Source organism: Streptomyces sp. 351MFTsu5.1 (genome assembly GCF_000383655.1).
GTDB lineage: Bacteria > Actinomycetota > Actinomycetes > Streptomycetales > Streptomycetaceae > Streptomyces > Streptomyces griseorubiginosus.
The window spans coordinates 174,141-188,921 of record NZ_KB911791.1 but is presented as its reverse complement, the minus strand read 5'-3'; the positions used below and the strand labels follow the sequence as shown (position 1 = coordinate 188,921).

The 14,781-nt window shown below is 70.7% G+C and carries 14 protein-coding genes; 12 read left to right on the top strand and 2 right to left on the bottom strand.

What is annotated here, in order from left to right:
* The first annotated feature begins 239 nt into the window (after positions 1-239).
* The 12 genes from H295_RS0132025 (at position 240) to H295_RS0131970 (ending at position 13,772) form a co-directional block, all read left to right on the top strand.
* A complete protein-coding gene (locus H295_RS0132025; RefSeq protein ID WP_020139435.1) occupies positions 240-1,901 on the top strand; it encodes a CTP synthase in 1,662 nt (553 codons plus the stop codon).
* Positions 1,902-1,986: 85 nt separating this feature from the next.
* Positions 1,987-2,613 (top strand): NUDIX domain-containing protein, encoded by a 627-nt coding sequence (locus tag H295_RS0132020; protein WP_020139434.1) that lies wholly within the window; start codon positions 1,987-1,989, stop codon positions 2,611-2,613.
* Positions 2,614-2,850: 237 nt separating this feature from the next.
* On the top strand, positions 2,851-4,962 hold the full coding sequence (locus H295_RS0132015) for a tetratricopeptide repeat protein (RefSeq protein WP_020139433.1): 2,112 nt from the start codon (positions 2,851-2,853) through the stop codon (positions 4,960-4,962).
* A 144-nt stretch (positions 4,963-5,106) separates the two neighbouring features.
* On the top strand, positions 5,107-6,222 hold the full coding sequence (gene ald, locus H295_RS0132010; protein ID WP_106960994.1) for an alanine dehydrogenase: 1,116 nt from the start codon (positions 5,107-5,109) through the stop codon (positions 6,220-6,222).
* Between the two features lie 422 nt (positions 6,223-6,644).
* Positions 6,645-7,775, top strand: a complete 1,131-nt coding sequence (locus tag H295_RS0132005) for a ParA family protein (RefSeq protein ID WP_020117888.1) — start codon at positions 6,645-6,647, stop codon at positions 7,773-7,775.
* On the top strand, positions 7,760-8,329 hold the full coding sequence (locus tag H295_RS0132000; RefSeq protein ID WP_078616807.1) for a hypothetical protein: 570 nt from the start codon (positions 7,760-7,762) through the stop codon (positions 8,327-8,329). The genes H295_RS0132005 and H295_RS0132000 overlap by 16 nt, the downstream gene beginning before the upstream one ends.
* 18 nt (positions 8,330-8,347) lie before the next feature.
* Positions 8,348-9,370 (top strand): segregation and condensation protein A, encoded by a 1,023-nt coding sequence (locus H295_RS0131995; protein ID WP_078616806.1) that lies wholly within the window; start codon positions 8,348-8,350, stop codon positions 9,368-9,370.
* The gene (gene scpB / locus H295_RS0131990; RefSeq protein WP_020139428.1) at positions 9,367-10,020 is read left to right on the top strand and encodes an SMC-Scp complex subunit ScpB; all 654 of its coding nucleotides are present in this window, start codon (positions 9,367-9,369) and stop codon (positions 10,018-10,020) included. The genes H295_RS0131995 and scpB overlap by 4 nt, the downstream gene beginning before the upstream one ends.
* On the top strand, positions 10,020-11,162 hold the full coding sequence (locus H295_RS0131985; protein WP_020139427.1) for a pseudouridine synthase: 1,143 nt from the start codon (positions 10,020-10,022) through the stop codon (positions 11,160-11,162). Before scpB ends, H295_RS0131985 begins: the two co-directional genes overlap by 1 nt.
* A gap of 254 nt (positions 11,163-11,416) precedes the next feature.
* Complete coding sequence (locus tag H295_RS0131980; protein WP_020139426.1) at positions 11,417-11,950, top strand: hypothetical protein; 534 nt, start codon at positions 11,417-11,419, stop codon at positions 11,948-11,950.
* Positions 11,951-12,042: 92 nt separating this feature from the next.
* On the top strand, positions 12,043-12,759 hold the full coding sequence (locus H295_RS0131975; protein ID WP_020139425.1) for an NUDIX hydrolase: 717 nt from the start codon (positions 12,043-12,045) through the stop codon (positions 12,757-12,759).
* Entirely contained in the window at positions 12,756-13,772 is a 1,017-nt protein-coding gene (locus H295_RS0131970) for an ADP-ribosylglycohydrolase family protein (protein WP_020139424.1), read from the top strand. The genes H295_RS0131975 and H295_RS0131970 overlap by 4 nt, the downstream gene beginning before the upstream one ends.
* An 11-nt stretch (positions 13,773-13,783) precedes the next feature.
* On the opposite strand, the gene H295_RS0131965 is transcribed toward H295_RS0131970, so the two are convergent.
* Positions 13,784-14,197 (bottom strand): Rieske (2Fe-2S) protein, encoded by a 414-nt coding sequence (locus H295_RS0131965; protein WP_020139423.1) that lies wholly within the window; start codon positions 14,195-14,197, stop codon positions 13,784-13,786.
* Positions 14,194-14,775: a DUF6529 family protein gene (locus tag H295_RS0131960; RefSeq protein WP_020139422.1), complete on the bottom strand. Its 582-nt coding sequence runs from the start codon at positions 14,773-14,775 to the stop codon at positions 14,194-14,196. The genes H295_RS0131965 and H295_RS0131960 overlap by 4 nt, the downstream gene beginning before the upstream one ends.
* Positions 14,776-14,781: the final 6 nt, after the last annotated feature.

Sequence of the window (14,781 nt, the reverse complement as noted above, 5' to 3'; positions counted from 1 at the left end):
AGCAGGATACGACGCACGTAGATGATCTGTGTGCCGCTCGGGACAACGCGCCTGGGCCGAACGGGTGAGCAGCGGGTGAGAAACGGGTGCTCCCGTGCGGTTCCGTGGCGGCTTGTGCGCGGAGCGTGGCCGGAGGCCATCTCCTCACGGCGCTGATACCCTGGTAGCCCGTGGACCGGTGGGCGCCTGACCCCCGAACCGCACCTCCAGATCGCGACCACGGGAGCCCCCTCTTGGCCATGCCCCCTGTTTTTCGAAACAGCACCACGACGACCAAGCACATCTTCGTCACCGGGGGTGTCGCCTCCTCGCTCGGCAAGGGCCTGACGGCTTCCAGCCTCGGCATGCTGCTCAAGGCGCGGGGCCTGCGCGTCGTGATGCAGAAGCTCGACCCGTACCTCAACGTCGACCCGGGCACGATGAACCCCTTCCAGCACGGCGAGGTGTTCGTCACCAACGACGGCGCCGAGACCGACCTGGACATCGGCCACTACGAGCGCTTCCTCGACCGTGACCTCGACGGCTCCGCCAACGTCACCACCGGCCAGGTCTACAACACGGTGATCGCCAAGGAGCGCCGCGGCGAGTACCTGGGCGACACCGTGCAGGTCATCCCGCACATCACCAACGAGATCAAGCACCGCATCCGACGCATGGCGACCGACGAGGTCGACGTCGTCATCACGGAGGTCGGCGGCACGGTCGGCGACATCGAGTCGCTTCCCTTCCTGGAGACGGTCCGCCAGGTCCGTCACGAGGTCGGTCGTGACAACGTCTTCGTCGTCCACATCTCGCTCCTGCCGTACATCGGCCCCTCGGGTGAGCTGAAGACGAAGCCGACCCAGCACTCGGTTGCGGCCCTGCGGAACATCGGTATCCAGCCGGACGCGATCGTGCTCCGCTGCGACCGCGAGGTCCCGACCGCGATCAAGCGCAAGATCTCGCTGATGTGCGACGTCGACGAGGCCGCCGTGGTCGCCTGCCCCGACGCCCGCTCGATCTACGACATCCCGAAGACCGTGCACGGCGAGGGCCTGGACGCCTACGTCGTCCGCAAGCTGGACCTGCCCTTCCGGGACGTGGACTGGACGACCTGGGACGACCTGCTCGACCGCGTCCACAACCCCGACCACGAGATCACCCTCGCCCTGGTCGGCAAGTACATCGACCTGCCCGACGCCTACCTCTCGGTCACCGAGGCGCTGCGCGCGGGCGGCTTCGCCAACAAGGCCCGCGTGAAGATCAAGTGGGTCACGTCCGACGACTGCAAGACCCCGGCCGGCGCCGCCGCCCAGCTCGGTGACGTGGACGGCATCTGCATCCCGGGCGGCTTCGGCGACCGCGGTGTGCTCGGCAAGGTCGGCGCGATCAAGTACGCCCGCGAGAACAGGATCCCGCTGCTGGGCCTCTGCCTGGGCCTCCAGTGCATCGTGATCGAGGCCGCGCGGAACCTGGCCGACATCCCGGACGCCAACTCCACCGAGTTCGACTCCGCGACCGCCCACCCGGTCATCTCCACCATGGCCGAGCAGCTCGACATCGTCGCCGGCGAGGGCGACATGGGCGGCACCATGCGGCTCGGCATGTACCCCGCCAAGCTCGCCGAGGGCTCCATCGTCCGTGAGGTGTACGACGGCAAGGAGTACGTCGAGGAGCGGCACCGCCACCGCTACGAGGTGAACAACGCCTACCGCGCGGAGCTGGAAAAGAAGGCGGGCATCCTGTTTTCCGGCACCTCGCCGGACGGAAAGCTCGTCGAGTACGTCGAATATCCGCGCGACGTCCACCCCTATCTGGTGGCCACGCAGGCCCACCCGGAGCTGCGCTCGCGCCCGACACGTCCGCATCCCCTCTTCGCGGGCCTGGTGAAGGCCTCGGTCGAGCGGAAGACTTCGAAGTAGCACGACAGTTGTACGGTGGCCGGGGCGCGCGCATTCAAATGGCGGGCGTCCCGGCTTTTTTTGCGCACGTGGGGAAGGACAGGGCATGACGATCAAGGACACCCCGGAAGAGTGGGAGATCCGGGGGACCGAGACCCCGTTCGTGGGCAACAAGACCTCGGTCCGCACGGACGAGGTGGTCATGCCCGACGGGTCGGTGGTCCGCCGCGACTACCAGGTCCACCCCGGTTCCGTGGCCGTCCTCGCCCTCGACGACGAGGACCGGGTCCTGCTCATCCGCCAGTACCGGCACCCCGTTCGGCAGAAACTGTGGGAGATCCCGGCGGGGCTGCTGGACGTGCCCGGGGAGAACCCGCTGCACGCGGCCCAGCGGGAGCTGTACGAGGAGGCACACGTCAAGGCGGAGGACTGGCGGGTGCTGACGGATGTCTACACGACTCCGGGCGGGTGCGACGAGGCGATCCGCATCTTCCTCGCCCGGGGGCTGTCCGAGGCCCAGGAGAAGCGGTTCGAGGTCGAGGACGAGGAGGCGGACATGGAGCACGCGCGCGTGCCGGTCGCTTCGCTGGTTCAGGGGGTGCTGGCGGGGGAGTTGCACAACAACTGCCTTGTCGTGGGCGTGTTGTCGCTGGTCGCGGCGAGGGCCTCCGGCGGGTTGGACGGGTTGCGTGCGGCTGAGGCGGAGTGGCCTGCGCGGCCGTTTGAGGCGTGACCGTTCTTCAGGGTCGTTGCCGGGTGCCGGTTCGTCGTGGCTTGTCGCGCCGTTCCCCGCGCCCCTGGGTGTGCCACAGGACCGTAGTTCCTATGATCCGTTGATCCGATCAGGGGACTCTGAGGCCGTCACCGTCGCGCTCCGCCAGGAACGTTGCACAGCGTGAACTAGGCTTTTGGTGCCCGATCCGGGGTCACCGGCGGGCTTTGCGCGTGCGGTGGGACGGGAGTGTGGCCCGTGACGGACCAGGCGGTGGACGCAGAGGGCGTACGGCTGTCCGGTGAGGATCATTTCCTGGGGCGGACACGGGAGTTGAAGGAACTGCGCGCCGACATCGAGCGCGCCGGACTGGACACCCTCGCGGGCCGGAAGGCCCCCCGCGCACGCGTCCTGCTCATCGCCGGGCGGCCCGGTTCGGGGCGTACCGCGCTCGCCGAGGAACTCGTCCGTACGGTTGCAGAGCGTTACGGCGACGGGGTGCTGCGGGCCCGGCTGAGCGAGCCCGACGGCACCCCCGTCCCGGTCGCCGGGGTGGCCCGGGACCTGCTCGCCGCGCTGGAGGTGCAGGCTCCGGCGGGAGCCGCCGAGGACGAGCTCTCCGAGGCGCTGCGCAAGGCCCTCGCCGACCGGCGCGCCCTGCTTCTGCTGGACGACGCGGTGGCCGCGGAACAGGTGGACGCCCTGCTTCCGGATACGCCGGAGTGCCTGGTCGTGGCCGTTTCCGGAGGGCCGCTGACCGGGATCGCGGACGTCCGGCCGTGCACGCTCGGGGGCCTGGACACCAAGTCCGCGCTGGAGCTGCTGAGCCGGCACACCGGGTCGGTGCGCATCACGGTCGACCCCCGCGCCGCCGAGCAGCTCGTCGAGATCTGCCAGGCGCATCCGGCCGCGCTGATGCTGGCAGGAGGCTGGCTCGCCGCCCGGCCCACGGCCGCCGTGGCCGATCTGGCCAAGCAGCTGCATGCGGAGAGTGACGAGCAGACCCCGCTCAGCCGGGTCTTCAAGCTGGTCTACACCTCGCTCCCCGCGCCGGCCGCCCGGATACTGCGACTGCTCTCCCTCGCCCCCGCCGGCCTCGTCGACCCGCACACCGCCTCCGCGCTCGCCGGCTGCTCGGTGGGCGGCGCCCGCTCCACCCTGGACGACTTCGTGGCGCTCGGCCTGCTGCACGCCGTGCCCTCTCCGCTGCCGCAGTACGAGGTCCCCGGCTGTCTGTACCCGCTGCTCAAGGCCCTCGCGGACAGCCAGGACCGGCCCGCCGAGCTCCAACTGGCCCGCGCCCGGATGCTGGAGCGGACGGTACGGCTGCTCCAGTCCTCCCGGGCGATCACCGAGACCGACAGTGCCGACGCCCGCGAGAAGCTCCAGGGCATGCCGCGCTCCCTGCGCTTCCCGAGCCCCCGGGCCGCCGAGGACTGGCTGCGCATCCGCAAGCCCGCCCTGCTCGCCGCGGCCCGGCTCGCGGTCGCCGACGGGGAGCTGGACACCCTGGCCCGGCGTCTGATGTCCCAGCTGGTGCGAACCATGGTGGCCCACTTCGGCACCAAGGCCGCCGCCGCCGACCTCTACGGCCTCCACGGCCTCGTTCTCGACGTGGCCGAGCGGCGCGCACTGCCCCGGGAGAAGGCCGCGGCCCTGCTGAACCTCGCCGACCTGGACGCCCGGACCGGCCGGACCCGGGACGCGCTGGCCCGCTACCGGGCAGCCCTGGACGCCGGACGGGAGGCGAACGACCCGTATGCGACCGGCCGCGCGATGGAATCCGTAGGAGGCGCGTATCTGGAGCTCGGGGACTACGACCGGGCCGCCGACTGGTACGGCCGGGCCCTCGCGCAGCGGCTGGCCCGGGACGAGCGCCCGGAGGCCGCTCAGCTGTACGGCCGTATCGCCGCCGCGCACACCTACGCGGGCCGCTACGGCGAGGCGGTCAGGAACTGGCGGGCCGCCCTCGCCGGACACCGCAGGAACGGCGATCTGGCGGCCCACGCACGGGCGTTGAGCGAACTCGCCCGGGTCCAGGAGTACGCCGGCCACCCCGAGGAGTCGCTGCGCACCTGCCAGGACGCCGTGGAATGGGCCCGGCGGGCCGAGGACCTCCGGCTCCAGGCGGCGCTCCAGCTGCGGATCGCCGACACCCTGGAGCATCTCGGCGATCCGGCGGCCGCGCAGCTGCACCGCGGCACCGCCGAGCGGCTGCTGGGTGAGGACCTTTCCGAGGGGGAACCCGGGGCCTCACAGACCGAGGGAGAGACCGAAGGGACGGCCGAGGAACGGGCCCAGGAACAGGCCGAGGAGCCGAAACAAGGCGCTGACACCTACGAAATCCGTAGTACATCCGCAGAAGATTGATGCAATGAAAGGCTAGACACAGAGAACACCTTCATTAGACTGGCTCTGCCGCACCTTCTCCTGCGGTGTCTCCTGGTGTGCTCGTGCATGCCCGGGTATGTGTTGTATTGCCCCACACACTCTGAGCCAAGGACCGTGATCCACGTGAAGGTCGGCATCCCCCGCGAGGTCAAGAACAACGAGTTCCGGGTGGCCATCACCCCCGCCGGTGTGCACGAGCTGGTGCGCCACGGCCACCAGGTGGTCATCGAGCGCGGCGCCGGCATCGGCTCCTCGATCCCGGACGAGGAGTACGTCGCCGAGGGCGCGCAGATCCTGGACACCGCCGACGAGGTGTGGGCCACCGCCGACCTGCTGCTGAAGGTCAAGGAGCCCGTGGCCGAGGAGTACCACCGGCTGCGCAAGGACCAGACGCTCTTCACCTACCTGCACCTGGCCGCCTCCAAGGAGTGCACCGACGCGCTCATCGAGTCCGGCACCACCGCGATCGCCTACGAGACGGTCGAGCTGCCCTCCCGCGCGCTCCCGCTGCTCGCCCCCATGTCCGAGGTCGCGGGCCGGCTGGCCCCGCAGGTCGGCGCCTACCACCTGATGCGCTCGGTCGGCGGCCGCGGTGTCCTGCCCGGCGGTGTGCCCGGCACCCAGCCCGCGCGGGCCGTCGTCATCGGCGGCGGCGTCTCGGGCTGGAACGCCACGCAGATCGCCGTCGGCATGGGCTTCCACGTCACGCTGCTCGACCGTGACATCAACAAGCTGCGCGAGGCCGACAAGGTCTTCGGCACCAAGGTCCGGGCGATCATGTCCAACGCCTTCGAGCTGGAGAAGGCCGTCCTGGACGCCGACCTCGTCATCGGCGCGGTGCTCATCCCGGGCGCCAAGGCTCCGAAGCTGGTCACCAACGAGCTCGTCTCGCGGATGAAGCCCGGAAGTGTCCTTGTCGACATCGCCATCGACCAGGGCGGCTGCTTCGAGGACTCCCGTCCGACCACCCACGCCGAGCCGACCTTCCAGGTCCACAACTCGGTCTTCTACTGCGTCGCCAACATGCCCGGCGCGGTGCCCAACACCTCGACCTACGCGCTCACCAACGCCACGCTGCCCTACATCGTCGAACTCGCCGACCGCGGCTGGGTGGAGGCGCTGCGCCGCGACCCCGCGCTCGCCAAGGGCCTCAACACCCATGACGGCAAGGTCGTTTACCGCGAGGTCGCGGAGGCGCACGGCCTGGAGCACGTGGAGCTCGAGACCCTGCTCGGCTGACCCCACGGCCATCACGCGGTCGGCGGAGAGCTAAGTCACCTTTTCGTAAAGGCGATACGTCAACAAGGCGCGTCAACGAGGCACATGCGGCCGGACCTTGCCCCACAAGGTCCGGCCAGATGTGTGTATGGTCACTTTGCGACTCTCGGTCAACTCGCGTCGAACGTAACCGTTGAACCGATTCGTACACCGGCGAAACCTGCCGTGCGACTGCCGTACGCCCTTGACAGCGGGATGTTTCATTGCCGACACATCCTGCCGGGTCCGGCGGATTGTGTTGCTGTGAACACCCGACACGCCATAGAGTCGCCAACCGTCGGCATGGTGCCACGCTGACCTTGTCTAGAAGTTTCCTGGTCACCAAGGAGGTAAGACGACTTGTGAATGAGTCGACATTTTCTCCCGGGGGTGGTCAACCAGGAATGCCTGCCGGGGCCCAGAGCCCGGCAGGGTTCGAGGCTGTCGGCTCCGTCGCGGTGCGCACCTTCGCAGCCCACCAGAGTCGTCCGCAGACCGTGCGGACAGCACACCAGAGCATGGATGGCCATCACGTGAACGCCATGGCCGGCGACGGAAGTGGCGCGCCCCACAACCACTTCGCCGACTACGACGAACTGCCCGAGGGGCACTTCTACGACCCCGACGCCGAGTACGAGCCGGATCCGGAGTACGCGGCCACGCTCGCGCCCGACGCGGCCCGCCAGCGCCGTGAGCGCGTGGGTCCGACCGGACGCCCGTTGCCGTACTTCCCGATCCCGGGCCCGCTGACCGACCACGGCCCCGCGAAGATCATCGCGATGTGCAACCAGAAGGGCGGCGTGGGCAAGACGACGTCGACCATCAACCTGGGTGCCGCGCTCGCGGAGTACGGCCGGCGGGTGCTGCTCGTGGACTTCGACCCGCAGGGCGCGCTGTCGGTGGGTCTCGGTGTCAACCCGATGGAGCTCGACCTCACCGTCTACAACCTGCTCATGGAGCGGGGCATGGCGGCCGACGAGGTCCTGCTCAAGACCGCGGTCCCGAACATGGACCTGCTGCCGAGCAATATCGACTTGTCGGCGGCGGAGGTCCAGCTGGTCTCCGAGGTCGCCCGCGAGTCGACATTGCAGCGTGCCCTCAAGCCGCTCATGGCCGACTACGACTACATCGTGATCGACTGTCAGCCCTCGCTCGGCCTCCTCACGGTCAACGCCCTGACGGCCGCGCACAAGGTGATAGTGCCTCTGGAGTGCGAGTTCTTCGCGCTGCGTGGTGTCGCCCTGCTGACGGAGACCATCGAGAAGGTCCAGGAGCGGCTCAACCCGGAGCTGGAGCTCGACGGGATCCTCGCGACCATGTACGACTCGCGCACGGTCCACAGCCGCGAGGTCCTGGCCCGTGTGGTCGAGGCCTTCGACGACCACGTCTACCACACGGTCATCGGGCGCACGGTCCGCTTCCCGGAGACCACGGTCGCCGGTGAGCCGATCACCACGTACGCCTCCAACTCCGTCGGCGCCGCCGCCTACCGTCAGCTCGCCAGGGAGGTGCTCGCCCGGTGTCACGCCGAGTGAGTCTGCCGGGGGCCGACGAACTGTTCCGTACGACAGGGGGGATGGCGCTCCAGGCGTCCACTCCCCGGCGGGGGGCCAACGGCGAGGCCCGGGTACCGGCTCCCGCGGGGGAGTCCGACGGGGTCGCCGCGTCCGAGGACGCGCCGCACTCCGTGCCCGTGCAGGGCGGTGACGGCGACGGGGCCGAGCATGTGGCGGCCGACGCCGACGGCTCCGAGGAGGGCGAGTCCCGCAGCCGGGCCGCGGAGCGTTCCGCGCGCGGCCGAGGGGCGCAGGAAGGTTCTGCCTCCGATGCCGGGCAGCCCCGCGGCAAGCGGGGCCGGTCGCCCTCGCGGCGGCCCAGTGGGCGGGAACGGCACGACGAGAAGATCACCGTGTACGTGTCGGCCGAGGAGCTGATGGATCTGGAGCACGCCCGCCTTGTGCTCCGCGGTGAGCACGGACTGGCGGTGGACCGGGGGCGGATCGTCCGCGAGGCGGTCGCCGTGGTGCTGGCCGATCTGGAGTCCCGTGGGGACGCGAGCATTCTCGTACGCCGGTTGCGTGGGCGGTAGCGGTAGCCTGCGGGGGCTATGACCTCGAACGACGTTTCTTCCGGTGCCGGTCCCGGCGGGCGGCGGCGTGCGCTGGGGCGGGGGCCGGTCGGTCCGTCTGTGGCCGAGGTCGAGTCCGGGCCTGAGGCCGGTGAGCCGTTGTGCCCACCCGTCTCGCCGGGCGGGACGCCTGCCCACAACGGCGGCGGTGACCAAGAGGAGCCCCCCGCTGGCGAACCGCAAGAAGAAATCCCCGACGGTGTCTTCAAGGTTCGGCTCGCCAACTTCGAGGGGCCCTTCGACCTCCTCCTCCAGTTGATCTCCAAGCACAAGCTGGACGTCACCGAAGTGGCGCTCTCCAAGGTCACCGACGAGTTCATGGCGTACATCCGGGCCATGGGGCCGGACTGGGACCTGGACGAGACGACCGAGTTCCTCGTCGTCGCCGCCACGCTCCTCGACCTCAAGGCCGCCCGGCTGCTGCCCGCCGCCGAGGTCGAGGACGAGGCCGACCTCGCGCTCCTGGAGGCCCGGGACCTGCTCTTCGCGCGGCTTTTGCAGTACCGCGCGTACAAACAGATCGCCGACATCTTCAACGGGCGGCTCGACGAGGAAGCCCGCCGCTACCCCCGTACCGTCGGCCTCGAACCGCACCACGCCGAACTGCTGCCCGAGGTCGTCATCAGCATCGGCGCCGAGGGGTTCGCCCGGCTCGCCGTGAAAGCGATGCAGCCCAAGCCCAAGCCGCAGGTGTACGTCGACCACATCCACGCGCCCCTGGTCAGCGTCCAGGAGCAGGCCGGGATCGTGGTCGCGCGGCTGAAGGAACTCGGCGAGGCCAGCTTCCGGCTGCTGGTGGAGGATGCCGACGGCACCCTGACCGTCGTGGCGCGCTTCCTGGCCCTGTTGGAGCTGTACCGGGAGAAGGCCGTGGCGCTGGACCAGGAGACCGCGCTCGGGGAGCTTGTCGTGCGGTGGACCGGTGGCGAGGGGGAGGCCGAGCCCGTGGTGACCGACGAGTTCGACCGGCTGCCCGAGCCGCCGAAGGAGGAGAAGGCGTGAGCGAGGACACCACCGAGGTGCCGGCGGGGCTGTCGGCAGTCGCCGAACTGGACCTCAAGCCGGCCCTGGAGGCCGTCCTGATGGTCGTGGACGAGCCCGCGACCGAGGAGCACCTGGCCAAGATCCTGGAGCGGCCCAGGCGGCAGGTCACCCGGGCGCTCAGGGAGCTGGCCGGCGAGTACGCCGCCCAGGGGCGCGGCTTCGAGCTGCGGCACGTCGCGAACGGCTGGCGTTTCTACAGCCGGGCCGCGTACGCCCCGGCGGTGGAGCGGTTCGTCCTGGACGGCCAGCAGGCCCGGCTCACCCAGGCCGCGCTGGAGACGCTGGCGGTGGTCGCCTACCGTCAGCCGGTCAGCCGCAGCCGGGTCTCCGCGGTGCGCGGAGTGAACTGTGACGGTGTGATGCGCACCCTTCTCCAGCGGGGCCTGGTGGCGGAGGCGGGCACGGAACCCGAAACAGGTGCGATCCTGTACGTGACGACGAACTACTTCCTGGAGCGGATGGGCCTGCGCGGTCTGGACGAGCTCCCGGAGCTCGCGCCCTTCCTCCCGGAGGCGGAGGCGATCGAGGCCGAGACCCAGGAAGGCGTACCGTCGTTCGATCCGGACGCCCCGGACACCGGGGACGCAGACGACAAGACGGAACTTTGATGCGAAGCAGCAGCGGCAGGAACAGCAGCGGAAACAACGGCGGGAGCCGTGGTGGCAACAGCGGCGGCCGCGGTGGGAACAGCGGTGGTCGCGGCGGGAGCAGCGGGGGGCGCGGGAACTACCGCGGCGCCGGGAACGACCGCGACGACAAGCAGGGCGGCCGGCCGAAGAAGCCCCGCCCCGAGGAGCGGCGCTACGACGTGGGCCCCGGCGCCTCCCCGGAGGGCCCCAAGTCCGGGCGCGGCGCCTCGGCGCGCGGCGGGGCCAAGGGCGGCCCGAAGCAGTCCCCGGGCACCGGGCGGGGCCGCTGGGCGCCCGCGACCTCCCGTGAGTACGACGCCCGGGCCGAGGAGCGCAACCGGGAGCGGTACGCCGGCAAGAAGGACGTGAAGCTGCCCAAGACCTTCCCGGGCGCCGAGCAGGAGGGCGAGCGGCTCCAGAAGATCCTCGCGCGCGCGGGCTACGGTTCGCGGCGCGCCTGCGAGGAGCTCATCGAGCAGGCGCGGGTCGAGGTCAACGGCGAGATCGTCCTGGAGCAGGGCAAGAGGGTCGACCCCGAGAAGGACGAGGTCAAGGTCGACGGCCTGACCGTGGCGACACAGTCGTACCAGTTCTTCTCGCTGAACAAGCCCGCCGGTGTCGTCTCGACGATGGAGGACAACGAGGGCCGGCAGTGCCTCGGCGACTACGTCACCAACCGTGAGACCCGGCTCTTCCACGTCGGACGGCTGGACACCGAGACCGAGGGCGTCATCCTGCTCACCAACCACGGCGAGCTGGCCCACCGGCTGACCCACCCCAAGTACGGCGTGAAGAAGGTCTACCTCGCGCACATCGTGGGCCCGATCCCGCGCGACCTGGGCAAGCAGCTCAAGGACGGCATCCAGCTGGAGGACGGGTACGCGCGCGCGGACCACTTCCGGGTCGTCGAGCAGACCGGCAAGAACTACCTCGTCGAGGTCACCCTCCACGAGGGGCGCAAGCACATCGTGCGCCGCATGCTCGCCGAGGCCGGCTTCCCGGTCGACAAGCTGGTGCGGGTCGCCTTCGGCCCCATCACCCTGGGCGACCAGAAGTCGGGCTGGCTGCGGCGGCTGTCCAACACCGAGGTCGGCATGCTGATGAAGGAAGTCGACCTGTAGGCCCGCCTCACACGCGCGTGCGGCCGGTTCCGGTGAACTCCGGGACCGGCCGATGCGTTGTGGCCTTCCGCCCGGTCTGTACGGGTGACGGAGGGAGTGGGGATGGACATGAGGGCCGAGATCTGTGACGAGGTGCGTCCGGCACGGCTGGAGGGCCGTGTGCGGTCCCCGCGGGGCGCAGGACTTCCCGGGGGCCGGGAAAAACCCCTGAGGCCGCTGTGGGGCTGCCCGGGCGGCTCGGCGGAGGTGCTGTCGTGAGCCCGGGGGAACTGCTGGAGCGTTCGCTCGCCTACGCGCTGGGCAGCGTGGCGGGGGCGCGAAACGTCTGCCCGGGTTCGGGCACACCGTGCGCCGACTGGAACCTGGGCGAGCTGCTCGGACATCTCGACGACTCCCTGGACGCGCTGTACGAGGGGCTGACCGGCGGGAGCATCGGGCTGCTCCCGCACACCGACCGGGTCTGCGGCTTCCGCACGCGCGCGTGTGCCGTGCTCGGCGCCTGGGCGGCGGGCCCGCCCGAGGACGTCCTGGTCGGTGAACGGCCGCTGGACGTGCGGGTGATGGCGGCGGTCGGTGCCGTCGAGATCACCGTGCACGGGTGGGACGTGGCCCGGGCCTGCGGACTCCCGCGGCCCGTTCCGGAGGGCCTCGCGGCCGAACTGCTCCCCGTCGCGCGGCGCGTGGTGGGGGAGGAGGACCGGGGCGTGCGATTCGCCGCTCCGGTCGCCGTGCCGCCCCACGCGGAGGCCGGGACCCGGCTGCTGTCCTTTCTGGGCAGGCGCCCCTGAGGGCTTGTGGAGGACCCGCCGGCTCTTTATAGTCGTAGTGACTATTAGTCATGCTGACCATAAAGAGCCAATCGCAAAGGGGGCGGGCGCGCGTGGACTACGACAAGCACGCCTACGAACCCTTCGCCGTCACCGTCGACCTCGCCGTCCTCACCGTCGCCGAAGGCGCCCTGCACGCACTGCTCGTGGAGCGGGGGCAGGAGCCGTACGCCGGACACTGGGCGCTGCCCGGCGGGTTCGTGCACCCGGACGAGTCCGCCGAGACCGCGGCCCGGCGAGAACTCGCCGAGGAGACCGGTCTCTCGGACCTCTCCGGACTGCACCTGGAACAGCTGCGGACCTACAGCGAGCCCGGCCGCGACCCCCGGATGCGGGTCGTCTCCGTCGCCTTCGCGGCCCTGCTGCCCGACCCGCCCCAACCGCACGGCGGCAGCGACGCGGCCGACGCCCGCTGGGTGCCGTACGACAAGGCGCGGCCGCTCGCCTTCGACCACGACCGCATCCTGGCCGACGCCCATGAACGCGTCGGCGCCAAGCTCGAGTACACCTGCCTCGCCACCGCCTTCTGCCCGCCCGAGTTCACCCTCGGCGAGCTCCAGCAGGTGTACGAGACGGTCTGGGGCACCACTCTCGACCGGCCCAACTTCCGCCGCAAGGTGCTCGCCACACCGGGCTTCGTCGAAGCCGTGCCCGGTGCCGCGCGGCTCACCGGCGGCCGTGGCAAACCGGCCGCGCTCTACCGCGCCGGGCCCGCCACCGCCCTGCATCCCCCTCTCCTGAGACCGTCCCCGGAAGGACGCCCCGCATGACCACGATCCTGACCAAGCGCGCCGCCACCGGAACCCTCCTCGGCCTCGCCCTCGGGGACGCCCTCGGCTTCCCGACCGAGTTCAACGACGTGCGGTCGATCCTCGCCAAGTGCGGGCCGTGGCGGGAGATGGAGCTCTTCACCCCGGCCGTCGTCAGCGACGACACCCAGATGACGCTCGCGGTGGGCAGGGGGCTGCGGGCGGCGATGGACCGGGGGGTGCTCGGGCCCGAGATGGCCGAGCCGGTCCGCCGAGAGTTCGTCGCGTGGAACCGCTCCCCGGAGAACAACCGCGCCCCCGGCAACACCTGCCTGAGGGCCTGCGACCTCCTGGAGCGCCCGGAGCTCCCCTGGCAGGACGCCAGCCAGATCGGCTCCAAGGGCTGCGGGGCCAACATGCGGGTCGCGCCCGTCGGGCTCGTCCCCGGGCTGAGCGACGAACAGCGCGCGGGCGCCGCCCAGTTGCAGGCCGCGCTCACCCACGGGCACCCCACCGCGCTCGCCGCCTCCGACCTCACCGCTCGTGCCGTACGGCTGCTCGCGCAGGGCGCCGAGCCGGGCGAACTGGTCGGGCTGCTGCGGTCGTACGCCCTGGTGAACCGGGGCCAGTACCACGAGCGTTGGCTCGGGGACCTGTGGGCGCGCGGCCAGGACCCGACGTCCGGGCAGTTCATGGCGCGCGGCTGGGACGAGTGCCTGGCCGTTCTCGACCGGCTCGACGACGCCGTGCGCACCGCCTCGCCCGAGGACGACCCGTGTCTGGCCACCGGGGCGGGCTGGATCGCCGAAGAGGCCCTGGCGACCGGGCTGTTGTGCTTCCTCCAGTTCCCCGAGGAGCCGCTGACGGCCCTGCGGCGGGCCGCGTGCAGCTCCGGCGACTCCGACTCGATCGCCTGCCTGACGGGTGCCTTCGCGGGCGCCCATCTGGGAGCCGACGCGTGGCCCGTGGAGTGGGCCGACCGGATCGAGTACGGCAGCGAGCTGGTGACGCTCGGGGCGCTCTGGGACGCCTAGCTCCGGGCCGACTAGGCCAGTTGGATCGAGTCGCCGGTGACCTTGATCTGCTTCTCCGGCAGCGGTTGGTTGGCGGGCGGGTTCGCCACCGAGCCGTCCGTGATGTGGAACTTGCTGCCGTGGCAGGGGCAGTTGATGGTGCCGTCGGAGACGCTGGCCACCTGACAGCCCTGGTGGGTGCAGATGTCGGAGAAGGCCTTGAACTCGCCCTTCTTGGGCTGGGTGACGACGACCTTCTGGTCCTTGAAGATCTTGCCGCCGCCGACCGGGATCTCGCTCGTCTTCGCCAGTTCGGTGCCGGCGCCCGCCTCCACCGAGCTGGAGCCGGAGTCGCCGTTCCCGCTGCCGTACTCGCTGCAGCCGGCGGTCAGCGCGGCGCCGCCCGTCGCGAGAAGGACCGTGCGCCGCGTCGGGCTGTGCGTCATGTCGTCACTCCGAAGGTGCGGAAGAACCAGAGGGCGGAGGTCAGCCAGAGGATCGTGAGCGCGGTGAAGACGAGCCCTCCGACGATCGGCAGCAGCCATCCGGGAAGTCGCTCCCAGCGGAGCAGCAGCATCTTGGCACTGAAGACTCCGAAGAAGAAGCAACCCAGGAGGGAGTGCCACAGAACGCGTGATTCGTAGGACTGGAAACCGAACGCGTACAGACAGTGCACCGCGACCGGCACCGCGAGCAGGAAGGCCACCCGGCCGGACCAGCGGTGCAGGGTGCCCGACCAGCGCGGGCCCGGCAGCCTGCCGTACACCATCAGGGCCGAGACGAGCTGGACGAGCGCGAAGAGGAACGCGGCCGTCGCGAGCCACGACTTCACCGCGCCGGTGCTGCTGAAACCGGCGAGGTTGAAGGCGGTCCCCGTCGGGTCGTGGACCTTGCCGTAGGCGCCGAGGCCGACCGCCACCGCGGCGGCGACCAGGGCCGGGATCAGATAGCGGGCCGGGTTCGGGCCGCGCTCGGGTTCGGGTGCGGGCCAGCTCTGGGTGGCCGCGTTCGGGTCGACGGGCATGATCGG

Coding starts and splice junctions, on each gene's coding strand:
- H295_RS0131965 (WP_020139423.1), bottom strand. CDS start 14,197: ATGACGCACAGCCCGACGCGGCGCACGGTCCTTCTCGCGACGGGCGGC.
- H295_RS0131995 (WP_078616806.1), top strand. CDS start 8,348: ATGACCTCGAACGACGTTTCTTCCGGTGCCGGTCCCGGCGGGCGGCGG.
- H295_RS0132025 (WP_020139435.1), top strand. CDS start 240: ATGCCCCCTGTTTTTCGAAACAGCACCACGACGACCAAGCACATCTTC.
- H295_RS0131970 (WP_020139424.1), top strand. CDS start 12,756: ATGACCACGATCCTGACCAAGCGCGCCGCCACCGGAACCCTCCTCGGC.
- H295_RS0132020 (WP_020139434.1), top strand. CDS start 1,987: ATGACGATCAAGGACACCCCGGAAGAGTGGGAGATCCGGGGGACCGAG.
- H295_RS0131960 (WP_020139422.1), bottom strand. CDS start 14,775: ATGCCCGTCGACCCGAACGCGGCCACCCAGAGCTGGCCCGCACCCGAA.
- H295_RS0132005 (WP_020117888.1), top strand. CDS start 6,645: ATGCCTGCCGGGGCCCAGAGCCCGGCAGGGTTCGAGGCTGTCGGCTCC.
- H295_RS0131985 (WP_020139427.1), top strand. CDS start 10,020: ATGCGAAGCAGCAGCGGCAGGAACAGCAGCGGAAACAACGGCGGGAGC.